The 21,641-nt window shown below is 61.0% G+C and carries 24 protein-coding genes and 1 tRNA gene; 16 read left to right on the top strand and 9 right to left on the bottom strand.

Translation table 11 applies throughout. From position 1 onward, the window contains the following. Positions 1 to 9: 9 nt before the first annotated feature. From B1722_RS07225 to B1722_RS07190, 7 genes are all read left to right on the top strand, one after another. Positions 10 to 99 (top strand) — tRNA-Ser (locus tag B1722_RS07225). A 578-nt stretch (positions 100 to 677) separates the two neighbouring features. After that, positions 678 to 1,643, top strand: a complete 966-nt coding sequence (locus B1722_RS07215) for a glycosyltransferase family 2 protein (protein ID WP_041070358.1) — start codon at positions 678 to 680, stop codon at positions 1,641 to 1,643. Positions 1,644 to 1,646: 3 nt separating this feature from the next. Continuing rightward, positions 1,647 to 2,357, top strand: a complete 711-nt coding sequence (locus B1722_RS07210) for a bifunctional 2-polyprenyl-6-hydroxyphenol methylase/3-demethylubiquinol 3-O-methyltransferase UbiG (RefSeq protein ID WP_086792013.1) — start codon at positions 1,647 to 1,649, stop codon at positions 2,355 to 2,357. Continuing rightward, on the top strand, positions 2,354 to 2,740 hold the full coding sequence (locus B1722_RS07205; RefSeq protein WP_041070527.1) for a GtrA family protein: 387 nt from the start codon (positions 2,354 to 2,356) through the stop codon (positions 2,738 to 2,740). The genes B1722_RS07210 and B1722_RS07205 overlap by 4 nt, the downstream gene beginning before the upstream one ends. Continuing rightward, a complete protein-coding gene (locus B1722_RS07200) occupies positions 2,737 to 4,821 on the top strand; it encodes a DUF6311 domain-containing protein (protein WP_086792011.1) in 2,085 nt (694 codons plus the stop codon). Before B1722_RS07205 ends, B1722_RS07200 begins: the two co-directional genes overlap by 4 nt. Before the next feature lie 88 nt (positions 4,822 to 4,909). Next, on the top strand, positions 4,910 to 5,830 hold the full coding sequence (locus B1722_RS07195) for a LysR substrate-binding domain-containing protein (RefSeq protein WP_041070352.1): 921 nt from the start codon (positions 4,910 to 4,912) through the stop codon (positions 5,828 to 5,830). 170 nt (positions 5,831 to 6,000) lie between these two features. Next, positions 6,001 to 6,366 (top strand): 5-carboxymethyl-2-hydroxymuconate Delta-isomerase, encoded by a 366-nt coding sequence (locus B1722_RS07190; RefSeq protein WP_041070350.1) that lies wholly within the window; start codon positions 6,001 to 6,003, stop codon positions 6,364 to 6,366. A 3-nt stretch (positions 6,367 to 6,369) separates the two neighbouring features. Here the strand turns inward: B1722_RS07190 and B1722_RS07185 are convergent, their stop codons facing one another. Both B1722_RS07185 and B1722_RS07180 read right to left on the bottom strand, forming a co-directional pair. Beyond that, positions 6,370 to 7,305, bottom strand: coding sequence for a LysR family transcriptional regulator (locus tag B1722_RS07185; RefSeq protein ID WP_086792009.1), 936 nt, complete (start codon positions 7,303 to 7,305; stop codon positions 6,370 to 6,372). Between the two features lie 200 nt (positions 7,306 to 7,505). Further along, a complete protein-coding gene (locus B1722_RS07180) occupies positions 7,506 to 8,684 on the bottom strand; it encodes a cyanate transporter (RefSeq protein ID WP_086792007.1) in 1,179 nt (392 codons plus the stop codon). Positions 8,685 to 9,022: 338 nt separating this feature from the next. On the opposite strand from B1722_RS07180, the gene rnd reads away from it, so the two are divergent. The 3 genes from rnd (at position 9,023) to B1722_RS07165 (ending at position 11,497) form a co-directional block, all read left to right on the top strand. Then, complete coding sequence (gene rnd, locus B1722_RS07175; protein ID WP_041070344.1) at positions 9,023 to 10,156, top strand: ribonuclease D; 1,134 nt, start codon at positions 9,023 to 9,025, stop codon at positions 10,154 to 10,156. After that, positions 10,153 to 10,446: a YcgL domain-containing protein gene (locus B1722_RS07170; RefSeq protein WP_003222599.1), complete on the top strand. Its 294-nt coding sequence runs from the start codon at positions 10,153 to 10,155 to the stop codon at positions 10,444 to 10,446. The genes rnd and B1722_RS07170 overlap by 4 nt, the downstream gene beginning before the upstream one ends. Before the next feature lie 118 nt (positions 10,447 to 10,564). Further along, complete coding sequence (locus tag B1722_RS07165; protein ID WP_041070342.1) at positions 10,565 to 11,497, top strand: D-2-hydroxyacid dehydrogenase; 933 nt, start codon at positions 10,565 to 10,567, stop codon at positions 11,495 to 11,497. A gap of 123 nt (positions 11,498 to 11,620) precedes the next feature. On the opposite strand, the gene B1722_RS07160 is transcribed toward B1722_RS07165, so the two are convergent. Beyond that, positions 11,621 to 12,214 carry a nitroreductase family protein gene (locus tag B1722_RS07160; protein ID WP_041070340.1) on the bottom strand — a complete coding sequence of 198 codons (594 nt, stop codon included), beginning with the start codon at positions 12,212 to 12,214 and terminating at the stop codon, positions 11,621 to 11,623. Positions 12,215 to 12,379: 165 nt separating this feature from the next. Between B1722_RS07160 and B1722_RS07155 the strand changes: the two genes are divergently transcribed. Both B1722_RS07155 and B1722_RS07150 read left to right on the top strand, forming a co-directional pair. Then, on the top strand, positions 12,380 to 12,829 hold the full coding sequence (locus B1722_RS07155) for a YcgN family cysteine cluster protein (protein ID WP_086792005.1): 450 nt from the start codon (positions 12,380 to 12,382) through the stop codon (positions 12,827 to 12,829). A gap of 36 nt (positions 12,830 to 12,865) precedes the next feature. Beyond that, positions 12,866 to 14,095, top strand: coding sequence for a hypothetical protein (locus B1722_RS07150; RefSeq protein WP_086792003.1), 1,230 nt, complete (start codon positions 12,866 to 12,868; stop codon positions 14,093 to 14,095). Between the two features lie 76 nt (positions 14,096 to 14,171). Here B1722_RS07150 and B1722_RS07145 read toward each other — a convergent pair whose 3' ends face one another. The 4 genes from B1722_RS07145 to B1722_RS07125 all read right to left on the bottom strand — a co-directional run bounded on the left by B1722_RS07145 (position 14,172) and on the right by B1722_RS07125 (position 16,415). Next, on the bottom strand, positions 14,172 to 14,549 hold the full coding sequence (locus B1722_RS07145; RefSeq protein ID WP_041070334.1) for a DUF2892 domain-containing protein: 378 nt from the start codon (positions 14,547 to 14,549) through the stop codon (positions 14,172 to 14,174). An 82-nt stretch (positions 14,550 to 14,631) separates the two neighbouring features. Next, positions 14,632 to 15,102, bottom strand: a complete 471-nt coding sequence (locus B1722_RS07140) for an RNA methyltransferase (protein WP_007911337.1) — start codon at positions 15,100 to 15,102, stop codon at positions 14,632 to 14,634. 205 nt (positions 15,103 to 15,307) lie between these two features. After that, a complete protein-coding gene (locus tag B1722_RS07130) occupies positions 15,308 to 15,679 on the bottom strand; it encodes a YajD family HNH nuclease (RefSeq protein WP_003222612.1) in 372 nt (123 codons plus the stop codon). Positions 15,680 to 15,728: 49 nt separating this feature from the next. Then, complete coding sequence (locus B1722_RS07125; RefSeq protein ID WP_041070327.1) at positions 15,729 to 16,415, bottom strand: spermidine synthase; 687 nt, start codon at positions 16,413 to 16,415, stop codon at positions 15,729 to 15,731. 81 nt (positions 16,416 to 16,496) lie between these two features. On the opposite strand from B1722_RS07125, the gene B1722_RS07120 reads away from it, so the two are divergent. Continuing rightward, on the top strand, positions 16,497 to 16,781 hold the full coding sequence (locus B1722_RS07120) for a hypothetical protein (RefSeq protein WP_041070325.1): 285 nt from the start codon (positions 16,497 to 16,499) through the stop codon (positions 16,779 to 16,781). Here B1722_RS07120 and B1722_RS07115 read toward each other — a convergent pair. Both B1722_RS07115 and B1722_RS07110 read right to left on the bottom strand, forming a co-directional pair. After that, positions 16,778 to 17,251: a cyclic nucleotide-binding domain-containing protein gene (locus tag B1722_RS07115; protein ID WP_041070525.1), complete on the bottom strand. Its 474-nt coding sequence runs from the start codon at positions 17,249 to 17,251 to the stop codon at positions 16,778 to 16,780. The two genes, B1722_RS07120 and B1722_RS07115, sit on opposite strands and share 4 nt — an antisense overlap. 206 nt (positions 17,252 to 17,457) lie before the next feature. Beyond that, positions 17,458 to 19,512 carry a S9 family peptidase gene (locus B1722_RS07110; protein ID WP_086792001.1) on the bottom strand — a complete coding sequence of 685 codons (2,055 nt, stop codon included), beginning with the start codon at positions 19,510 to 19,512 and terminating at the stop codon, positions 17,458 to 17,460. 237 nt (positions 19,513 to 19,749) lie between these two features. Between B1722_RS07110 and B1722_RS07105 the strand changes: the two genes are divergently transcribed. Genes B1722_RS07105 through B1722_RS07095 form a run of 3 tightly spaced genes read left to right on the top strand, consistent with a single transcriptional unit; the run spans position 19,750 to position 21,596 of the window. Further along, positions 19,750 to 20,247, top strand: a complete 498-nt coding sequence (locus tag B1722_RS07105; RefSeq protein WP_086791999.1) for an MFS transporter — start codon at positions 19,750 to 19,752, stop codon at positions 20,245 to 20,247. A gap of 15 nt (positions 20,248 to 20,262) precedes the next feature. Continuing rightward, complete coding sequence (locus tag B1722_RS07100; RefSeq protein ID WP_007969599.1) at positions 20,263 to 21,039, top strand: class II glutamine amidotransferase; 777 nt, start codon at positions 20,263 to 20,265, stop codon at positions 21,037 to 21,039. Between the two features lie 14 nt (positions 21,040 to 21,053). Then, positions 21,054 to 21,596 carry a DUF2937 family protein gene (locus B1722_RS07095; RefSeq protein WP_041070318.1) on the top strand — a complete coding sequence of 181 codons (543 nt, stop codon included), beginning with the start codon at positions 21,054 to 21,056 and terminating at the stop codon, positions 21,594 to 21,596. Positions 21,597 to 21,641: the final 45 nt, after the last annotated feature.

The following is a 21,641-nucleotide window of genomic DNA, read 5'->3' as shown; positions in this document are numbered from 1 at the left end:
CGCGCCGTTGGAGAGATGCCAGAGTGGCCGAATGGGACGGATTCGAAATCCGTTGTACCTTCACCGGTACCTAGGGTTCGAATCCCTATCTCTCCGCCATTATTGAACAAGACGAAGCCCCCGTAATCATTGCTGATTACGGGGGCTTTTTCGTTTGTCGCGCTTCAGTCAGGGTATCTTCAGGTTCTTCACGGATTGCCGGGAAAGTCGCTCCTGATCTTCCTGAAAAGAATTCGCAGTCTCGGTAGCCGTAAGTCATCCGCTTGATGGTTATTGATACCCTCCAGTCGTACGGTGTGCACAGGCCACCGCACGCTGCTCAGGATGCCGCGCCAGCAGCGACAGCGTTGCTTGAAGATCTTGTGTGCAAGTTGGTCATGGCGCAGGCAGTTGGCCTCGGGGACCTGCACCCGGTTGGCAGCTCTGGATGAACGCTTCAGCCAGGCGGCGCGTCACCCGGGGATAGCGATCAAGCCAGCTCACGGTTTCCATTCGGTGACCGCGACTACTGCATCCAACCCGTCTGAGTTCGACGTTTAAACGAACTGCCCGCCCAAGGATGGGCAAGTCTGGGATGAGTGGCTGGCAGTATTCATGAGTGGTTGTGCTGGGCTCGCTGCAGGCTGGGCGTCGAAAATGCTTCGACGACCGACAAACACTATAAAAAGAGCATTCCCTTGACTGAGCATGGAACAGCACAGGCCACACGGGTCACGTTATCGCTGATTATTCCGGTTTTTAACGAGGAGGACAGTCTCGACGCGTTCATTCGGCGCATCGACGAAGTCTTCCGGCAGCAGACCTCGATTGCTCTGGAACTGGTGTTCGTCAATGACGGCAGTACCGATGCCACGCTTGAGGGGCTGCTGGAACGGCAACGGCACGACTCGCGTCTGCGTATCGTCGATCTGAGCCGTAACTTCGGAAAAGAGGCCGCCTTGTCCGCTGGCCTGCAGATTGCCACCGGGCAGATCGTTGTCCCCATCGATGCCGACCTGCAGGACCCGCCCGAAGTCATTCTGCAAATGATCGAGCGCTGGCGCGAAGGCTATGAAGTCGTGCTCGGCCACCGCATCAGCCGCCGCAGCGACACCTGGGCCAAGCAGACTTCGGCGCACTGGTTCTATCGCCTGCACAACAAGATCGCCGAGCAACCGCTGCCGGAAAACGTCGGTGATTTCCGCCTGATGGACCGTTGCGTGGTCGACGCCTTGCTGACCTTGCCCGAATCCCGGCGCTTCATGAAAGGCCTGTTTGCCTGGGTCGGGTTTCGCACCACCCATGTGGATTACGAGCGGCCCGAACGCGTGGCGGGGCAGAGCAAGTTCAACGGCTGGCGGCTGTGGAATTTTGCCCTGGAGGGCATCACCAGTTTCAGTACCGAACCGCTGCGAATCTGGACTTACATCGGCGCGGCGGTGTCGCTGGTCTCGTTTGCCTTCGCCATTTTTATTGTGGTGCGCACGCTGATCCACGGCGTCGACATGCCCGGTTATGCCTCGTTGATGGTGGCTGTGACGTTCCTCGGTGGCCTGCAGTTGATCGGCATCGGCGTACTCGGCGAGTACCTGGGGCGCACTTACATCGAATCCAAACGCCGGCCGGTTTTTCTGGTGCGTCGCGTCTATGACCCCAAGGACTGATACATGGATCTCAAGGAAACCGACATCCTCGGCGACAGCATCGGCGAGCATTGGTATTACTGCTCCAAAGCGGCGGCAACGCGTCGCCTGCTCGGTGAGGCACCGATCACGCGGATTCTCGACGTGGGCGCCGGATCGGGTTTTTTTTCGCATCATCTGTTGACCCAAACCTCGGCGCAGGAGGCGTGGTGCGTCGATATCAGCTACCCCGCCGATTCTGATGCGAGCACTGCCGGCAAACCGGTGCATTATCGCCGCGATATCGACGCCGTCGACGCGGATCTGGTGCTGCTGATGGACGTGCTCGAGCATGTCGACGACGACCTCGGCCTGCTCAAGGCTTACGTCGATAAAGTGCCGTCCGCCAGCCGTTTTCTGATGACTGTGCCGGCGTTTCAGTTTCTGTGGAGCGGGCATGACGACTTCCTCGAACACAAACGCCGCTACACCCTGGCGCAGTTTGAAGCCCTGACCCGTGACGCCGGTTTGACCGTGCAACGTGGTGCCTACTATTTCGGTGCGGTGTTTCCAATCGCGGCAGCGTTGCGTTTGCTGCCCCAAGGCCCGCAGGCCGCCGCGCCGCAGTCTCAACTCAAGCGTCATCATCCGTTGGTCAACGGCGTGCTCAAGACCCTCTGCCGCCTTGAACTGCCGCTGATGGGCATGAACCGTCTGGCCGGTCTGAGCGTGTTTGTGCTGGCGTGCAAACCGTGACTTCAGCCGATAGATCGGCGTTGATCCAGCGCGGCTTGCGCTTTGCCGTGACCGGGCTGTTCGTCACCGCTCTGCATGCGCTGGTGGCGGTGCTGTTCATCAACTTCGTGGCCCCGCAACCGCCGTTGGCCAACGGTGTGGCATTCGCTGTGGCGACGGTGGTGTCCTACGTGATCAACACCACCTGGAGTTTTTCCGCGCGGCTGCATGGCAGAACATTGGTGCGGTTCATGCTGGTGTCCTTCGGCGGGTTCTTGCTGGCGATGCTCGTTGCGTGGGCAGCGCAATTGGCTGGACTGCACTATTTGCTGGGCATCGGTGCCGTGGCACTGATCATTCCGGCGTTCACCTTTGTGCTACACAATTTCTGGACGTACCGATGAAAGGCTTGAACAAGCATCCGGCCTTGGCGCTGTTGCCAATCCTGCTGGGAGCGCTGGCGTTTTTCCTGGTGATCGGCCCGCGTGCCCTTGATCCGCAAAACATTGCCTGGCTCAAGGACGGCGACCCGGCGACGCATTACCTGGGCTGGGCGTTCTTTCGCCACTCGCCCTGGACCTTTCCGCTCGGGCTGAATCCGTCCTATGGAATGGAGTTGGGCAGTGCGATCATTTTTTCCGACTCCAATCCGCTGCTGGCGTTGCTGTTCAAGCCGTTCAGTGCGTGGCTGCCGGAAACATTCCAGTACTTCGGCATGTGGTTGTTGCTGTGTTTCGTTCTGCAGGCCTGGTTTGCCTGGAAGCTGCTCGGACTGATCACCGACAATCCCGTGTTGCGCTTGCTCGGCACCGGGCTGCTGGTATTTTCGCCGCCGATGTTTCTGCGCACCGGTGGTCATCTTTCGCTGGCCGGGCACTTTCTGATTCTTGCGGCGCTGTACCTGGCGTTGCATCCGGCACTGCAGCGGCGGCGTCTGGCATGGGGCATGTTGCTGGCCGCGACAGCGCTGGTGCATGCCTACCTGTTGGGGATGGTGGCGCTGATCTGGGTGGCTGATCTGCTTGGCAAGCTGCGGGGCGGCAAGCTGATCCGCCGTCAGGTCCTGATCGAGCTGGGCAGTTTGTTCGCACTGGTGAGCGTGTGCTGCTGGCAGGCGGGTTATTTCAGTATTTCCGGTGGCGCGGTGAGCGGTGGTTTCGGCTTTTATCGAATGAACCTGCTGTCGCTGGTGGATGCGGACGGTTGGTCTTACATTTTGACTAACATTCCCACGGCCGGCGGCGATTACGAAGGCTTCAATTATCTAGGGCTTGGCGTGCTGTTGCTGGTGCCCTTGGCCTTGATTGGCGGGTACCGCAGCGGCATTTCGCTGAAGGCACTGGTGAGCCGTCGTCCGTTGCTGTTCTGGGCGTTGATCGGGTTGACCTTGTTCGCGCTGTCGAACCATATCGGCGTCGGCCTGCAGACCTTCAGTTACCCGTTACCGAAGTTTGTGGTGAAGCTTTCGAATATTTTTCGTGCCTCGGGTCGGATGTTCTGGCCGGTGTTTTACGTCATCGTGATATTGCTGACTTATCTGGTGGTGCGCGGCTATCGAACGCGAGTCGCCATGGGGCTGCTGGCGCTGGCGTTAATGGTGCAAGTCACCGACACCCGGATTGCCTGGGCAGGTTTGAGAGCAGCGAAAATGCTGCCCGAAGCGTCGGCCTGGGCCAGCCCGATGCATGATCCGTTCTGGGCCAGTGCGGCGGCGCACTACAAGAGCATCCGTGCCGTGATGCCGAAAAATCAACCGGACCAGTGGCAGGCGATTGCCGATTTCGCCGCCACCCATGGGCTGAAAACCGATGCCGCCTACCTGGGGCGTACGAGCCCCAAAGCCCTGGAAAAGCTGCAGCGCACGACGCAAAGTCAACTTGCCAGTGGCCAGTACGACCCCGACTCGCTGTACATCCTTGATGACGATGCGCTGATGCTGGCGGTAAAAAGCATTCGCAGCGACAGCGATCTGTTGACCCGGGTCGACGACTTTGTCGTGCTGGCTCCTGGCTGGAAACACTGTGATCAATGCCTGGCGATGGTCGATCAGGGGCGAGCGCTGTCGCCGATACCCTTGAGCCAGCCGGGGCTGGTGCAGACGTTCAACCGCAGTACTCGACAACTGGTCAAAGGCTGGTCCACGCCGGAAGCCTGGGGCACCTGGAGTGACGCACAGGATGCGCAACTGCTGCTGCGCGTGGCCCCCGGGTCGCATGCGCTGGTGATTGAGGCGCTGGCGTTTGCCATGCCGCCGAACCTCAGTCAGCGGGTGATCGTCAGCATCAATGGCGTCGAGGCGTTGTCGACGCGTCTGACCCAGGTGCAGGGCAATCGGCTGGAAATTCCGCTCAGCGCGGCGCAGGTCGCCGAGGAGTATCTGAATGTCCAGCTGCATCTGCCAGATGCGGTCAGCCCGAAAAAGCTCGGCTTCAATGACGATGCGCGAGTCATGGGGCTGGGATTGCAAACCCTGACGGTGCAGTGAAATTGTCGAACAAACCGCCAATCGTCTGATAGACGCCGATCCCAAGGACTTCATACACTGCCAGCAGTCTGGGGATCGGGGGCAATGGATGAATCGAAATGAACTACGCAAGGCCGACATCAACCTGATGGTGGTGTTCGAGACCTTGATGCTCGAACGCAACGTGACCCGGGCGGCGGAGAAGCTGTTTCTCGGCCAGCCGACCATCAGTTCGGCGCTCAATCGCTTGCGCGCGATGTTCAATGACCCGCTGTTCATCCGCGTCGGCCATCGCATGGAACCGACCGCCCGCGCCGAAGAGTTGTTCAGGTATCTGTCGCCGGCGCTCGACTCACTGTCGGTGGCGCTGAGCCTGACCCACGACTTCGACCCCGCCGTGAGCAACATGACGTTCCGTATCGGCCTGTCCGATGATGTCGAGTTCGGCCTGTTGCCGCCGCTGTTGCGGGCATTGCGCCAGGAGGCGCCGAGCGTGGTGTTCGTGGTGCAACACGTCGACTACTGGCGCATTCCCGATCTGCTGGCTGCCGGCGACATTACCGTCGGCATCAGCCAGACCCGTGGCTTGCCGGCCAATGCCAAACGCAAGCTGCTGCGGCATATCCAGCCGAGCATCCTGCGTGCCGATGCTTCGGACTCACCGCTGACCCTCGACGAATACTGTTCACGCCCACACGTACTGGTGTCGCACACGGCGAACATCAGCGGCTATGCCGATGAGTGGCTGGCGGAAATCGGTCGCACCCGGCATGTGGTGTTGTCGGTGCCGCAATACAGTGCGCTGCCAGCGTTGCTCGCCGGTACCGACCTGATCGCCAGCCTGCCGGACTACACCGCCGAAGCCATGGCGGCTTCTGGTCGATTGTTCAAAGAACCGTTCCCGTTCAAGACCCCGATGCTGGATCTGTCGATGGTCTGGCTCAGCCATGTCGACAGCGATCCGGCCGAACGCTGGCTGCGTTCGCGGCTTGAGGCATTCATGAGCGAACGGCCACTGACCGCGCCCTGAATTCCACCACAAATCTCCCGTGTAGGAGCGAGCCTGCTCGCGAAAGTGCAGTATCAGACAATATTGATTTGACTGAGACGTCCTCATCGCGAGCAGGCAAAAAGCCGCACGGGAGCAGGGCAATGCTGTGGTATATGTACGACCTTTCTGCCGACTGACTGGAGCACCCCATGCCACATCTGCACATGGAATACACCGCCAACCTGCCGCAATTGAACGCGGATGTGGCGTTGATCCGGCTCAACAACACGCTGGTGGGTTCCGGTCAGTTCGCGGCGGAGTTCGATATCAAAAGCCGGGCGGTGAAGGTCGAGACTTTCAAGGTGGGCACCGGCATGGGCGAACGCGCCTTTGTCCACGTGAAGCTGGCGCTGCTCAGCGGTCGTTCGCCGCAAATCAAGAAGCAGCTCTCGGAAAGTCTGTTGGCGGTGTTGCAGGATCTGTGCGAGTGGCCGGCTGGGGTTGAAGTGCAGCTCTGTGTGGAGTTGCTCGATATCGATCGCGATTCCTACACCAAGACCGCCATCGGCGTGTAGGACTCAAGCCGCTTCCAGCTCACTGCAGACCTTGATCACCTGCTCGCGCAGCCAGACGTTGGCGCTGTCCTGATCGGCGTTCTGGCTCCATTGCATGTCGAGGGTGAACCCCGGCAGGCCGTTCGGCGCTTCGCAGTGATTGAACACCGCGTCGTTGGTCAGCAGACGCTGGATGCGCCGGGGCAGGGTGAGGATGAAATCGGTGCCGGTGATCATCTTCAATGCCGCGCTGTAGCTGTTGGAACGCGCGACGATCTGCCGTTTCTGCGCCTGACGCGCCAGCCAGCCATCGACCATGTTGGTGGTGGAAGTCCACGGTGTCGGGAACACATGGCGCCGCTCGGTGAAGGCCTGCAGGCTCAGGCGCGGTTCCAGCGGCGTGGCGCGTTTGTCGAAGACGCAGACCAGATCGTCTTCCAGCAGCATTCGCGACTTGAGGTCGGTGTGGCTGCGGTGGAAGTTGGGGCCGAAACAGATGACCAGATCGAGGCTGCCGTCGCGCAGTTCGTCGGCGGGCACATCGGTCTCGAACTTGTGCATGTTGACCACCACCGGCAAATCGTCGAAGTCGAAACGCTTCAACAGGCGCGGCAACACCAGTTGCTCGAAGTATTCCGGCGCACAGATGTTGAAGGTTTTCGCTTGGTGGGTCGGGTCGAAGGCCGGGGCACCGGCGTGGCACAGGTTGATGCTTTCGAGAATTTTCTGCACATGGCCGTACATGGTGCCGGCCTTGTAGGTGGGGCGCATGCCTGTGCGGGTGTTGATGAACAGATCGTCTTCGAAACTGGTGCGCAATTTTTTCAGGCAGTAGCTGACAGTGGACTGGCTGACGCACAGCGTCTCCGAGACATCCGTGACGCTGCTTTGCTCATACACGGCGATAAACACCATGAGGTCCTGCATGTCGAGCTTTCGAAGCAAGTTACTGTTCAGCATCCGTTCCGTCTCGCTGTGCTCCTTGCGCTGAATCCGCGCAAACGTGTGCGCATGATCGTAACGGAACGATGGTGCCAGGACAAAGCCTTGTAGGACGATTCAATGTCAGTTGTGGGACAGAAAGTTTTAGCAACACGACGTCGCCAGATAAACCGCAAAAAGATGGCAAGAAGCCTCTAGCCCGGCGATGGTATCTGGCTTCAACGGATATGTCGGGCGTACTGCCGAGGGTCGAAACGCAGCACGATCAGCAACATCACCATCATTACCGCAGTCAGCGACCACCAGGCCCATTCGAAGCTGCCGAGCCGGTCGCGGATCATTCCGGCCAGCAGCGGCGAAAGCCCGGCGATCAAGTAGCCGATACCTTGCACGAATGCGGTCAGGCTGCCGGCGCGCTGCGGGTTGTCGAGGTGATCGAGCGAGACGATCAGGCTCATCGGGAACAAGCCGCCGATGCCCAGCCCCAACAGGCACGGCCACAGCAGGCTGAGGTGTTGCGGACTGAGGATCAACCCGCAGAAGCCTGTGATGATCAGCAGCAGTAAGGCTGCCAAGACCGCGCGACGATCGCGGCTGCGGTTGGCGATGGCCGGCGTCAGCAGCCCGGAAATGACCTCCATGGCGGTCAGAAAACCCAGCAGTAGCCCGGCATCCTGTTCGTTCCAGCCTTGTTCCACGTAATACGGCGCCAGCCACGCGAGTACGCAGGTGTAGGACGCCGTGCCGAGGCCGAAGAAGATGGCGAGCAGCCAGGCACGGGTATTACGCGCGAAGGATTCTTTTCCTGCAGCGGTGTTCTGGATGGATGACGAGGGCGACTGTGTCCGCCAGACCAGCAACGCGAGCAAGGCCAGTGCCGCCCAGATCGCCAGCCCGATGCGCCAGCTGCCGGTCTGTCCCAGCACCAGCGGCGAAAATGAGGCGGCCAGCGCGGCGCCGCCCATGATCGACGTGACATACAGGCCCATGCACAGCGCTACATGATCGGGGAAGCGTGACTTGATCAGCGCCGGCATCAACGCCTGAATCAAAGCAATGCCAATCCCCGCCAGCACCGCGCTGCCAATCAACGGCGGCGCCGAATCGAGCCACAGCCGCGACAGCGTCGCCAGTCCGATAATCAGCAGCGACAGGATCACCGCGCGTTGCTCGCCCAAACGTCGACTGATGCCAATACCGAAAAACATCGCCAGTCCCATCGCCATCACCGGCAGCATGGTCAGCAGCGAAGCCAGGCTGAAACTCAGTGCAATGTCGCCGCGTATGGCCGACAGCAAGGGACCGACGGCGGCCATGGACGGGCGCAGATTCAGCGCGACGAGGATGATCCCGAACATCAGCCAGACAGCGGGGCGGGTGGTGCGGACGTGTTCCATCGGCAGACTCTGGATTGCGGAGGCTGCTGATTAGGCGGTGCGGCGCATCTATCGGCAAATCAGATTTCCCGAGCATTATTTAAAAACTAAATATCACTCTCCCCGTGTAGGAGCTGCAGAAGGCTGCGATCTTTTGATCTTGATCTTGAAAAACAAAATCAAAAGATCGCAGCCTGCGGCAGCTCCTACAGGATGAGGTTCGGATTCATCTTGTTGATCACGCTGTCAGACTATTCTTTATCTCTGGCAGGATATTTCGTTACAGCTCTGGTCCTGCGCAGGCGCGTAAAACGCCGGCGGCGATATATACTGCGCGCCATTCTTCAAGGGAGAGCCGTGTGGCCATCGATATTCACTGGATTCGCGACAACGAAAGCCTCGCGCAGCTTTGCGCCGAGTGGCAGCAACTGCCGTTCGTTGCCCTCGATACCGAATTCATGCGGGTCGACACCTTCTACCCGATTGCCGGTTTGCTGCAGGTCGGTGACGGCAAACGCGCCTACCTGATCGATCCGCTGACCATCGACGCCTGGCAACCGCTGGCAGCGCTGCTGGAAAACCCGGCGGTGCTCAAAGTCCTGCATGCCTGCAGCGAAGACCTCGAAGTGCTGTTGCGTCTGACCGGCAGCTTGCCGGCGCCGTTGTTCGACACTCAATTGGCCGCGGCCTATCTGAACCTCGGGTTCTCGATGGGCTATTCGCGGCTGGTGCAGGAGGTGCTCGGTATCGAGCTGCCCAAGGGCGAAACCCGTTCCGACTGGTTACAGCGTCCGCTGTCCGACACGCAGATCAGCTACGCCGCCGAAGACGCGGTGCATCTGGCGGAAGTTTTCGTACAACTGCGGCCGAAACTGTCTGACGATAAGTTCGCTTGGGTGCTGGAGGACGGCGCCGAACTGGTGGCCAACCTGCGCCGTGAAACCGACCCGTACGAGGTCTATCGCGAAGCCAAGTTGGCGTGGAAACTGTCTCGTGCGCAATTGGCGGTGCTGCGTGAGTTGTGCGCCTGGCGTGAAAAAGAAGCCCGCGCCCGTGATCTGCCGCGCAACCGTATCGTCCGTGAACACTCGCTGTGGCCGCTGGCCCGCACGCAACCGGACAACCTCGCCGCGCTGGGCAAGATCGAAGACATGCACCCGCGTACCGTGCGTCAGGACGGCCAGTTTCTGCTTGATCTGATCAAGCGCTCTGGCAGTGTGGGGCCTGATCAATGGCCGCCGGCGGTGCCGGAGCCGTTGCCGGTCGAAGCCGCTGCGCTGATCAAGCAACTGCGCGCCCTCGGCCAGGTCGAAGCCGAGCGTCTGGGCATCGCGCCGGAACTGATGCTGCGCAAGAAAACCCTCGAAGCGCTGGTTAAAAGCGGCTTCCCCGAGGGCCCTTATCAATTGCCTGAGTCGCTGCGTGGCTGGCGCCGCGAACTCATGGGCCAGAAGCTGCTCGACAGCCTGGCCACCGCCGGAGAACAGCCTTGAAACGTATTTGCTCCATTTACCAAAGTTCGAAGAAACCCGGGATGTATCTTTATGTGCTCAAGAGCGATGCGCTTGAGCGCGTGCCCGAGGCGCTGATGGCGGCCTTCGGCAAGGCGAAGCATTCCTTTGACCTGGTACTGACCCCCGAGCGCACACTGGCGCGCGAGGACATCACCGTGGTCCTGGAGAACCTCGACAAGCAGGGCTATCACCTGCAGATGCCACCGGCCGAGGACGAGTACATCGAACACCTGCCCGAAGAGTTGCTGCGACGCAACGACCCGGTCTGATCTGCGAGGCCCTGTTCTGGGCCTCTTGCCACCCTGGAACTGATTTTACGGCGACGACCGCCACGAAGGAGCACGGCTCTTTCGGCGGTTGCCTGCACGGTTTGCGAAAGGTTTGAAGATGCGCGTTCTGATTGCTGAACACGACCACGCGGTGTACGCCCGGCTACTGCGCCAGATGGCCCCCGAACTTGAAGTCCTGACCAGTGGCGACTCTGCCGAACTGGCGCGTCAGGCTGCCGATTGCCCGGTGTGGCTGGGGCAGCCGGACCTGTTGGCGACCCTGCTGCGTCAGGGCCACCAGCCGCAATGGCTGCAATCGACCTGGGCCGGCATCACGCCGCTGCTCGCTGATGGTCTGCGCCGCGATTACCGCCTGACCCGCGCGGTGGGGATCTTCGGTCAGGTGATGGCCGAATACGTACTGACCTACATGCTCGGTCACGAACGGGAAGTGCTCGCGCGCCTCGTGAGCCAGGTCGAGCGCAAGTGGGATAACCGCACCGGCCAGAGTCTGGTCGGGCGCAAGGTGCTGATCGTCGGGACCGGCGATATCGGTCAGAGTGTGGCGCAGTTCCTGCTGCCGTTTGGCGTCGAGTTGTACGGCATTGCCAGCAGCGCGCGTGAGCAGGCGCCGTTCATCGAAGTCGGTTCGATGGCCGATCTGCCACGGCTGGTGGGCGCGGTCGATTACGTGGTCAACCTGCTGCCGAACACTGCGCACACCCACGATATCTACGATGCGGCGCTGTTCAAGCAGTTCAAGCCGACCGGGTTGTTCATCAACGTCGGACGCGGCGTGGCGGTGGTGGATGCGGATCTGGTGGAAGCCTTGAAGGAAGGGCATCTGGCCGGTGCGGTGATCGACGTTTGCCGTCAGGAGCCGTTGCCGCAACGCCATCCGTTCTGGACTGCCTGGGGCCTGCTGCTGACTGGACACAGCTCGGCGCCGACGTCGCCGGCGTTGATGGTGCAGTTGTTCGTCGAGAATCTGAAGGCGTATCAGGCGGGAGAAGCGTTGCGCGGGGAAGTGGATTTCAACCGCGGTTACTGAATGTTCGCCAAATAAACTGTGGGAGCGAGCCTGCTCGCGAAGGGGAGTGTCAGCCAACATCATCGTTGTCTGATACACCGCTTTCGCGAGCAGGCTCGCTCCCACATTTGTTTTTGTACTGGCTTAGAGGGTGAAGTTCCCTTCCGCCGCCAGCTCGCTCAGTGGACGACGCGGGCTCGGCTCTTCACGGGCCTGCAGGTACTCGGCCAGGGTCGCCTTGTCACCCAGCTTGCCGACAGCGACCGCCGCGTGCAGTGCATAACCTTCAGGAATATTCAGTTCCTTGCGGGCCAGCTCCTGATCGAAACCGGCCATGCCGTGAGTGTGCCAGCCGCTGATGCTCGCCTGCAGCGCCAGGTGGCCCCAAGCGGAGCCGGTGTCGAAGGTGTGCCACAGCGCCGGGGTCTCTTCGCTGGCACCGGGTGCGGTGAAGGTGGTTTTCGAAATCACGATCACCAGCGCCGACGCGTGTTGCGCCCAGCTGCGGTTGAATTCATTCAGCAGCCCCAGGAAGCGCTCCCAGTTCGGCGTATCACGACGCGCATACAGAAAACGCCACGGCTGCGAGTTGTACGCCGAAGGCGCCCAGCGTGCGGCTTCGAAAAAACTCAGCAGGGTTTCTTCCGGGATCGCTTCGCCGGTGAAGGCGCGGGGCGACCAGCGGTCGGTGAACTGCGGGTGAATGGCGTAATCGGCGACGCGAGGGTTGGCACTCATCGAAAGATTCCTTGCTGTGTTTGAGTCATGAATTCGTGGCAAAACCCTACTGGGCGGCGATTCGGCTGACAAGCGCGATTTACCGACAGTCGCCAGCGCTTGGCCCGCAAGGCCTTGGGCACTAGACTGGCGGCCTTTTCACCACCTGATGTTGATGCTTGAGCCATGGCCGCCAAAGTCGAACCGTTCTGGAAACGCAAAACCCTCGAGCAACTGGATCACGAGGAATGGGAATCGCTGTGCGACGGCTGCGGTCTGTGTTGCCTGCAGAAACTCGAAGATGAAGAAGACAACAGCGTCTACTACACGCGCATCGCCTGCAAACTGCTGGACCTGAAGACCTGCCAGTGCAGCGACTACCCGAATCGCATCAAGTTTGTCCCGGACTGCATTCAGCTCACTCCGGGCCAGGCCGAATCATTCAAATGGCTGCCGCCGACTTGCGGTTATCGCCTGGTCAGCGAAGGCAAGGATCTGCCGCTGTGGCACCACTTGGTGTGTGGCGATCGTGACGCTGTGCACCACGAACGGATTTCCCAGTCCGGACGCATGCTCGCCGAAGGCAGCGTGCCGGAGGATGACTGGGAAGATCACCTGATTTTCCGCGCCGGTTAAGCACCAAGGGTTTCCAGGATTCAACAAGGAGTGTGTATGGCTGGGGGATTGCTGCGGGCATTGCTGATCGCCCCGCTGGCGCTAAGCGCACCGGTGTGGGCGGCAAAGAAAGTCGATCTGGATTACCACGTGCGCCTGCTGCCGCAAAGCGATCAGGCCGAAGTGCGCCTGACCGTGGCCAAGGGCGAAGCGGTACGCAGCCTCGACTTTGACCTCGGTGATGGCAGCCATTACAGCGACTTCAAGGCCGACGGCCAATGGCAACTGACCCCGGGCAAACAGACCCGTGGCCTCTGGCACCCGAACGGCGACAAGCCCAGCCTGACTTACCGCGTCAGCATCAGCCACGGCCGCAAGAGCGGCAGCTTCGACACGCGCATGACCCCGAGCTGGGCGCTGCTGCGCGGTGATGATCTGGTGCCGCCGGCCCGGCTCGATCAGCAGGATGGCGTCGAGCTGGTGTCACGTCTGCAATTCGAACTGCCCAACGGCTGGCAAAGCGTCGAAACCGCCTGGCCGCGCATCGGCAAAAACACATTTCGCATCGACAACCCTTCACGCCTGTTCGACCGCCCGACCGGCTGGATGCTTGCCGGTCACCTCGGCAGCCGCCGCACACGCCTGGGTGAAACCGAAGTCACCGTGGCCTCACCGCGAGGGCAGGGCATGCGCCGCATGGATGTACTGACGCTGCTGACGTTCGTCTGGCCGCAGGTGCAAGCGGTCTATCCCCGGCATCCGAAAAAACTGCTGATTGTCGGCGCCAACGACCCGATGTGGCGCGGCAGTCTCGGCGCGCATGAATCGATCTATCTGAATACGCGCTTGCCGCTGGTCAGCGAGAGCGGCAGCAGTGCGCTGGTGCGTGAACTGGCGCAGGTGTTCGGGCTCATCAACGATGAACATCGCAGCGACTGGATCAGTGAAGGCTTTGCCGAGTATTACGCGATCGAATTGGTACGGCGTGCCGGTGGCATGAGCGATCAGCGTTATCAGGCGCTGCAGGCGAAATTGACCAGAGACAGTCAGAAGGTGACGACGTTACGCGGCGAACAGATCAGCCCGGCGCAGCTTGCAAAGGCGGTGATGGTGTTGCAGGAACTGGATCGCGAAATTCGTCTGAAGACGCGCAACAAGCGCTCGTTGGATGATGTGTTGCGCGGGGCGATGCATCTGGGGGCGGTGAGTACCAAGGAGTTTTTGCAACTGGCCGAGAGTGTTCTGGGTGAGTCTTCCAAAGTCCTCGATACCGTGTTACTCCAGTAAAGATCAAAAGATCGCAGCCTGCGGCAGCTCCTGCACCAATCTCTGTAGGAGCCGCCGCAGGCTGCGATTTTTTGTTTTAAACCCCGGCTTTCGGCGATTTCACCGAATCATTGCCGGTCACTGTCGCGGTGCTGGTCGCCGCCTCGGCATTGGCCTTGAGCTGGCTCAGTTCTTCACCGGCGCGCTCGATCTTGGCACGCACGTTGTTCATGTCCTGACGGCTTTTTTCCAGCAGGCTCTTCACCGAGCTGTGCCCGGTGATGCCACGGGCCATCGCCACGCCGCCAATCGCCACTTGAATCAGACCGAACACGCCGCCACGGCGCAGGCCCTTGCCGACCATGATCACGCCACCGGCCAGCGAGCCGATGCGCTCCCAGCCCTGGACGTTCTGCTCGGTCGGGCTCTGGAACGGGGTGGAATCGATACGTTGGACGCGTTTGAGTTCGGTCATGATCTGTCTCCCAGGCAATGTGCAATAGATAGATAAGCTGACTGCCGCAGCGCCCGGCTCGTTCCATCGGATGTGCGACGTTTCAGCGGAATTTCGGCCCCGAGCGGGTGTTCAGGCCTTTGGCCATGCGGTCGTAGAGCACCACGTTGACTGTCGCTGCCAGATTCATGCAGCCGGTGGTCGGGATGTACACAACGTCTTCGCACCAGTCGCGGATCTCTTTATCCAGCGAGCCGTCTTCCGGGCCAAAGATGTATAGCGCGCGATCCGGGTGGGTGTATTCCGGCAGCGGGCGGGCGCCCTCGACCAGTTCCACGGCGACCGGGACGCAGTTGAGCGGGAGGATCTTTTTCAGGTCGTCGATGCCGATCAGCGGGATGTCGTAGTGCACACGCTTGGTGTCGGTGACGAAGTCGGCGGCGCGTTCATAACGCTTGCCGGTGTAGAACACCGACGCCACGCCGTAACAGCCTGCGGCGCGCATCACCGAACCGACGTTCTCCGGTGACTTGGGGTTGTACAAACCAATGCAGCTGTAACGTTTGTCTGCCACGAGCGGGGTGCCTTCGGGAAAAAGAGGGCGATTATACGGGGATTGGGGGAGGGCGGGCAGATTCGAGATCTGTGGTGTCTGGTCTGGCCTCATCGCTGGCAAGCCAGCTCCCACAGGTATCTCGGGTGTTCACAAAATTTGTGAGCGACCAAAATCATTGTGGGAGCTGGCTTGCCAGCGATGGGGCCAGTAATGGCAATGAAGATCAGTCTTCTTTTTTCATCAGGCCGGCGAGGGCGGCAAACGGATTATGCGTGGCCTTGGCGATTTTCGGTGTGCTCAGCGAGCCGTCGCCGAAATACTGCTGGTCGGTGTAGCGCGAGTGCTCATTGTCGTGGCAATACAGGCACAACAGTTCCCAGTTCGAGCCGTCCTGCGGGTTGTTGTCGTGGTTGTGATCGCGGTGGTGTACGGTCAGTTCGCTCAGGCGCTTGCCGGAAAACTCACGGGCGCAGCGGCCGCAGACGTGCGGGTACATCTTCAGGGCCTTGTCGCGGTAGCCCATTTCCTTGTCGCGCTGGTTGTCGGCAAGAATGCGATCGAGCTTCGACGTGTTGGTTGGGGTGGACGAACTCATGGGTTCACCTTAGTAAAAAGACTAATGACGGTTATGTGCAGAGTTTAGCTCAGCCCTTGAGCTTCTCGGCAATCCAGATCGTGTGGCGGGTGCCCTTGTTGCCGTGGGCGAACACCTGGACTTCCTCGGCCTTGAAACCGGCCTTCTTCAATTTGTCGGAAAACTGCCGGTCAGCGCTGGCCGACCACACCGCCAGCACGCCCTTGGGCCGCAGGGCCTTGGCGCAAGCGTTCAGACCGGCGGCGGAATACAGCCAGCTGTTGGCCTTCTGGGTCAGGCCTTCAGGACCGTTGTCGACGTCGAGCATGATTGCGTCGAAGCCGTTCGGCTCGCTTTGCAGGACCTTGGCGACGTCGTCCTGGCGGATCACCGTGCGCGGATCGAGCAGCGGGCGCCCGGACTTTTCCCCGAGCGGGCCGCGGTTCCACTCGACCACGCCGGGCACCAGCTCGGCGACCACCACTTCGGCGCTCTTGCCCAGATGCTTGAGCGCCGAGGCGAGGGTGAAGCCCATGCCCAGACCGCCAATCAGCACCCGTGAATTCGGCCGTCCGGCCACCTTGCGGCAAGGAATCTCGGCCAGCGCATCTTCCGAACCGTGCATGCGCGTGTTCATCAATTGCCCGCCGTCGCCGCCCTGGATCTTGATGACGAAATCCTCGCCATACTCGAACAGGCACAGGGCGCCGCCGCTATCAGGGATCGGCGTGGTGTCGAGCAGAACGAAACGTTTCATGGAAATCTCTACAAGGGGGGAAGGCAAGCAGGCCCGTTGGGAGTAGCCTGAACGCAGACTAGAGGCCAAACGGAGCCCTTGATGAAGCGCACCATTCTAACGGCCATTGCCCTGGCCGCGCTCGCGATTACTGCAGTGCAGGCGCAGCAGACCATTCCGGTCAGCCCGACGCCGCAACCCGGCTCGCCGGGTACCGCCACGCCAACGCCGTATCCGCAAATCACCCCGATCAGCGCACCGAAGGCCGGCGCCGGCAGTGGCAGCCCGCCGCTGGTGCCAATCGAAATGCCCAGCCCGCCAAGCAAGGATCAACCGGTGCCGGGCATCGAGCCGAACAGCACCAAGGCCAAATCCCCCGGCGGTTAAACCTGTTGCGCCGCCAGTTGGCCGTCGGCCATGCGCAGGCGTTTGGAAAGGGACACGGCGAGGGCGCGAATGATCTTGGCGGCGATCTTCGGCGCGTCGTTGAGCATCTTTTCCAGTGAGTCCTTGCCCAGGTTGAGCAGTTGGCAGTTGCTCGCCGCGACGCAGGTCGCCGAACGGCGCTCACCATCGAGCACGGCCATTTCGCCGAACGCCCGACCGCTGCGCAGGGTGGCCATGGTGATGACCTGGCCGTCAGGGCCAGTTTTCTGCACCGCGACCTGACCGGTGTGGAGGATGCACATGAAACTGCCGGCATCGCCCTCACGGAAAATCGCTTCACCTTCAGCCACGGTGCTGATGCTGAAGTAGCCCGAGGCTGCGGCGAAGTCCGCCAGTTGCAATTGATCGAACAGGCCACAGTCCATCAGCCAGTCGCGGATTTCGTTGTTCAGTAAGGTCGGTTCTGACATGTCGTTGCGGTCTTTATTGTTTTCACGGTTTTCAGGCACTACACGATCCCCTGTAGGAGCTGCCGAAGGCTGCGATCTTTTGATTTTGAAAGGCAAGATCAAAAGATCGTCCGATCGCGGCCCGAGCCTTCGGCAGCTCCTACACGGGTTCATGAGTATCGGCCTCCTGGGTCTGGAGTTAAGACCCAAGTGACCGATGGAGTTCCTCAGGCCAGGCCCAAAACCTTGAACACAAATGCATATTCGAGCGCTACGTCACGTAATCCCTGATAACGCCCGCTCATGCCGCCATGCCCGGCGCCGAGTTCGGTCTTGAGCAGCAGCACGTTGTCGTCGGTCTTGGTCGCGCGCAGTTTCGCCACCCACTTGGCGGCTTCCCAGTACTGCACGCGGCTGTCGTTGTAGCCGGCGATCACCAGCATTGCCGGGTAAGCCTGCGCGGTGACGTTTTCGTACGGCGCGTACGCTTTGATCCGCTCGTAGACGTCCGGCTCTGCGGGGTTGCCCCACTCGTCGTACTCGGTGACGGTCAGCGGCAAGTCCGGGTCGAGCATGGTGTTGAGCACGTCGACAAACGGCACTTCGGCAATCGCCACGCCGAACAGGTCCGGACGCTGATTGAGCACCGCACCAATCAACAAGCCGCCAGCGCTGCCACCGCTGATCGCCAGTTTTTCAGCGGTGGTGATGCCGTTGAGGATCAGAAATTCGGCGCAGGCAATGAAGTCGCTGAAGGTGTTGTGCTTGTGTTCCTGTTTGCCTGCGCGATACCACGCTTCGCCCAGCTCACCGCCGCCACGCACGTGGGCGATGGCGAACGCCATGCCGCGATCCAGCAGGCTCAGGCGCGCGTGGGAGAACCACGGGTCGAGGCTGGAGCCGTAGGCGCCATAACCATACAGATACAGCGGCACCGGTTTGCCGACCATTTCGCGTTTCATCACCAGACTGATCGGCACCTGCGTGCCGTCCGGCGCGGTGGCCCACAGGCGTTGGCTGACGTAAGCGTCGGCGTCGAACGGGCCGAGCACCGGGGTTTCTTTCAGGACGGTTTGTTCGCCGCTGTCCAGCAGCAACTGCCGCACCTGCGCCGGACGGTTCAATGCCTCGTAGCGCAGACGGATGCGGTCGCTTTCGAACTCCAGGCTGTTCTGCACATAGAGGCTGTAAGCCGCGTCCGGCAATTGCACGCGATACGGCGTCTGGCCCTGTGGATGAACTTCAATGATCGGCAGACCGCCTTCGCGCAGGCTCAGGGTCATGGCCGCCGTGTTCAGTGTCACGCCGTCGAGCATCACTGTGTCGCTGTGCGGGATCAGGTTCTGCCAGTCGGCCTCGCTCGGCACCACACCGGTGTCCGGCGCCTGATACAGGGCGAAGTTGATGCCGTCGCGGTTGGTGCGGATGAACCAGGTCCACGCGCCATCCAGCGCGCCGTGGTCGACATCGTATTCGTGATCCTCGACCCGGGGCGCCAGGCAGGTGAAGGGCAGGTGCGGCTGATGCGCGTCCAGGGCCCAGACTTCGCTGGTGGTCTTGCTGCCCAGGGTCAGCAACAATTGCTGCTCGGAACTGGAGCGGTAGCAATGCAGGAAGAAACGTCCGTCCGGCTCATGGAACACTTCTTCGGCAGCGGTGCCGTCGAGGCGATAGCGAAACAGCTTGTGCGGGCGATGGGTGTCGTCGAGCACGCCGAAGAACAAGGTCAGGCTGTCGTTGGCCCAGGTCATGCTGCCGTCGCAGTCCTGGAATTCCAGCTCGCTGACCTTGTCGCTGGCCAGTTCCTTGACGAACAGCGTGTAGATCTCGTCGCCCGAAGCATCGACGCTGTAGGCCAGGCGCTGGTGATCCGGGCTGATGCTGAACGCGCCGAGCGAGAAAAAGCCGCCGTTGGCCAGCACGTTGGGGTCGAGCAGCAGTTGCTCGCGGCTCTCGTCGAGGGTCAGGCTGTCGTCGGCCGGACGCGGGCAGCGGTAATGCCGGGCGTATTCGTCACCCGCCGTGGTGCGCGTGTAATACAGATACGGCCCCCACGGCGAGGGCAGGGACAGGTCGGTTTCGAGGATCCGGCCCTTGATCTCTTCGAACAGACTTTCGCGCAGGGCGGCCTGATCGGCGGTCTGTGCTTCCTGATAGGCGTTTTCAGCCTTGAGGTAGTCGAGCACCGCGTCGGTGTCGCGTTCCTGCAGCCAGGCATACGGGTCGACACCGGCAGCCTTGTGGGCGATCGGGGCGCGGATGACGTGGGCGGATTCGGGCATGGAAGGCTCTCGGACAATATTCGGAATAATGGTTTTCGCAGCTCTTGAAACCATCGCACTCTCCTGTGGGAGCGAGCTTGCTCGCGAAGGCGTCCTGTCAGATGACATTTGTTTCACTGACCCGACGCTTTCGCGAGCAAGCTCGCTCCCACAGGGTTTGCTGTTGGCCGTCTGGCATTGGGACAAGCCTGACAGGCGAAAAGTCGTTACTATAAGCGCCTCTTTGCCTGCCTTGCCATGGACACCATGACCGAGAACGACTATCTGATCGCCTGGGGCCTCTACGCCTTCGCCGCTGTGGGCTGCCTGTTGGTATGGATGCGCCTGACCCGCTGGATGTGGCGCTGGCTGCGCGAGCCGCTGCGGGTGCTGATGGCGGTGTTGCTGTTCAGCCCGACCATCATTGATCCGGTGAAAGCCAAGGTTGCACCGTCGATCGCCATTACTGCGCTGGATCTGGCCTTCAAGGTCGGCAACAACGCCTGGCGGGCGATTTCCGACCTGTTCATGTACGGCATGATTGCGTTCGGCATCTACCTGATTTTCGTGCTGATCCGCTTCCCGATCGAACGCGCCTCACGCGCCCGTCGCGAGCAGGCCGAAGCCGCCAAGGCCGCGGCGCGTGCCGATGATCGCGACGACGATCAGCCGTTCGGCGCTGCCGGTGATGACCGCTACGGTCGCCCGCCATTGCCGAACAATCCGCAGCGCATGCGCGTCGAGCCGCGTCTGTAATCACGAGGTCAGCACATGTGTGAACTACTGGGCATGAGTGCCAACGTGCCGACCGATATCGTGTTCAGCTTCACCGGCTTGATGCAGCGCGGCGGGCGTACCGGCCCGCACCGCGACGGCTGGGGCATCGCCTTCTATGAAGGGCGCGGTCTGCGCCTGTTTCAGGACCCGGCCGCCAGCAGCGAGTCGGAAGTCGCCAATCTGGTGCAGCGCTATCCGATCAAGAGCGAAGTGGTCATCGGCCACATTCGTCAGGCCAACGTCGGCAAGGTCTGCCTGTCCAACACCCACCCGTTCGTCCGCGAACTGTGGGGCCGTAACTGGTGTTTCGCGCACAACGGCCAGCTCGCCGATTTCACCCCGATCAAGAGCTTCTACCGCCCGGTGGGCGACACCGACAGCGAAGCGGCGTTCTGCGATTTGCTCAACCGCGTGCGTGCAGCCTTCCCGGAACCGGTCGATATAGAAGTGCTGCTGCCGGATCTGGTTGCTGCCTGCGCTGAATACCGCAGCAAAGGCGTGTTCAACTGCCTGCTCAGCGACGGCGACTGGCTGTTCTGCTATTGCTCGACCAAACTGGCACAGATCACCCGGCGCGCACCGTTCGGCCCGGCGCGACTCAAGGATGTCGATGTGATCGTCGATTTCCAGGCAGAAACCACGCCCAATGACGTGGTCACGGTGATCGCCACCGAGCCTTTGACCGAAAACGAAACCTGGACCCGTTACCAACCGGGCCAATGGAGCCTGTGGCGACGCGGCGAATGCGTCAGCCAGGGCACGACCGAATAAAGGATCTCTCCTCGATGTTGCTCAGTTATCTACGGCTGGTGTTGTTTGCGGCGGGCCTGTTGATCGGTGTCCAGGTGCCGGGGTTCATCAACGATTATGCCAAACGCGTCGAAGCCCATCTGATCGAAGCGCAGACCGCTCTGCGCGGTTTTCAAGGCACCGCCGAGCAGTTCTTCAAGGGCGATTTGCAGGCGCTGGTCGCGCATTACCGCGCCAGTGACGACCCGGTATTTCGCAGCGATGCCGACAGCCTGAGCACCTTGCTCATCCGCCAGACAGCGCTGGATAAACAATTCCAGGCGATGCAGGGCCCGTGGTACATCCGCTTCCTGCAAGTGGTGCTGGCCGCCGACCCGGATATTCGCAAGGAAACCTGGAACGGCTACAGCTACCAGATCCTGCTGACTCCGGAAGCGATGATCTGGGGCATGAGCGGCGCGTTGCTGCTGTCGTTCGGCATCGAGTGCCTGATTCGTCTGATTGACTGGGTGGTGCTCGGTGGGCGGCGTCTGCGCCAGAGCCGGCCGATTGAAGACCGCGATGTGCGCGGCTTGTAAAAGGTCAAGAGCAAAAGATCGCAGCCTGCGGCAGCTCCTACACGG

It is taken from the genome of Pseudomonas sp. SCPG-7, assembly GCF_002156405.1.
Classification (GTDB): Bacteria; Pseudomonadota; Gammaproteobacteria; order Pseudomonadales; family Pseudomonadaceae; genus Aquipseudomonas; species Aquipseudomonas parakoreensis.
Note: the sequence above shows the minus strand (reverse complement) of the source record. Positions and strands in the feature narration are given on the sequence as shown.

What these genes read in the sequence shown, in the direction of transcription:
- B1722_RS07210 (WP_086792013.1), top strand. Translation starts at nt 1,647, where the DNA reads ATGGATCTCAAGGAAACCGACATCCTCGGCGACAGCATCGGCGAGCAT.
- B1722_RS07200 (WP_086792011.1), top strand. Translation starts at nt 2,737, where the DNA reads ATGAAAGGCTTGAACAAGCATCCGGCCTTGGCGCTGTTGCCAATCCTG.
- B1722_RS07195 (WP_041070352.1), top strand. Translation starts at nt 4,910, where the DNA reads ATGAATCGAAATGAACTACGCAAGGCCGACATCAACCTGATGGTGGTG.
- B1722_RS07190 (WP_041070350.1), top strand. Translation starts at nt 6,001, where the DNA reads ATGCCACATCTGCACATGGAATACACCGCCAACCTGCCGCAATTGAAC.
- B1722_RS07185 (WP_086792009.1), bottom strand. Translation starts at nt 7,305, where the DNA reads ATGCTGAACAGTAACTTGCTTCGAAAGCTCGACATGCAGGACCTCATG.
- B1722_RS07180 (WP_086792007.1), bottom strand. Translation starts at nt 8,684, where the DNA reads ATGGAACACGTCCGCACCACCCGCCCCGCTGTCTGGCTGATGTTCGGG.
- B1722_RS07165 (WP_041070342.1), top strand. Translation starts at nt 10,565, where the DNA reads ATGCGCGTTCTGATTGCTGAACACGACCACGCGGTGTACGCCCGGCTA.
- B1722_RS07160 (WP_041070340.1), bottom strand. Translation starts at nt 12,214, where the DNA reads ATGAGTGCCAACCCTCGCGTCGCCGATTACGCCATTCACCCGCAGTTC.
- B1722_RS07155 (WP_086792005.1), top strand. Translation starts at nt 12,380, where the DNA reads ATGGCCGCCAAAGTCGAACCGTTCTGGAAACGCAAAACCCTCGAGCAA.
- B1722_RS07150 (WP_086792003.1), top strand. Translation starts at nt 12,866, where the DNA reads ATGGCTGGGGGATTGCTGCGGGCATTGCTGATCGCCCCGCTGGCGCTA.
- B1722_RS07145 (WP_041070334.1), bottom strand. Translation starts at nt 14,549, where the DNA reads ATGACCGAACTCAAACGCGTCCAACGTATCGATTCCACCCCGTTCCAG.
- B1722_RS07130 (WP_003222612.1), bottom strand. Translation starts at nt 15,679, where the DNA reads ATGAGTTCGTCCACCCCAACCAACACGTCGAAGCTCGATCGCATTCTT.
- B1722_RS07125 (WP_041070327.1), bottom strand. Translation starts at nt 16,415, where the DNA reads ATGAAACGTTTCGTTCTGCTCGACACCACGCCGATCCCTGATAGCGGC.
- B1722_RS07120 (WP_041070325.1), top strand. Translation starts at nt 16,497, where the DNA reads ATGAAGCGCACCATTCTAACGGCCATTGCCCTGGCCGCGCTCGCGATT.
- B1722_RS07115 (WP_041070525.1), bottom strand. Translation starts at nt 17,251, where the DNA reads ATGTCAGAACCGACCTTACTGAACAACGAAATCCGCGACTGGCTGATG.
- B1722_RS07110 (WP_086792001.1), bottom strand. Translation starts at nt 19,512, where the DNA reads ATGCCCGAATCCGCCCACGTCATCCGCGCCCCGATCGCCCACAAGGCT.
- B1722_RS07105 (WP_086791999.1), top strand. Translation starts at nt 19,750, where the DNA reads ATGGACACCATGACCGAGAACGACTATCTGATCGCCTGGGGCCTCTAC.
- B1722_RS07100 (WP_007969599.1), top strand. Translation starts at nt 20,263, where the DNA reads ATGTGTGAACTACTGGGCATGAGTGCCAACGTGCCGACCGATATCGTG.
- B1722_RS07095 (WP_041070318.1), top strand. Translation starts at nt 21,054, where the DNA reads ATGTTGCTCAGTTATCTACGGCTGGTGTTGTTTGCGGCGGGCCTGTTG.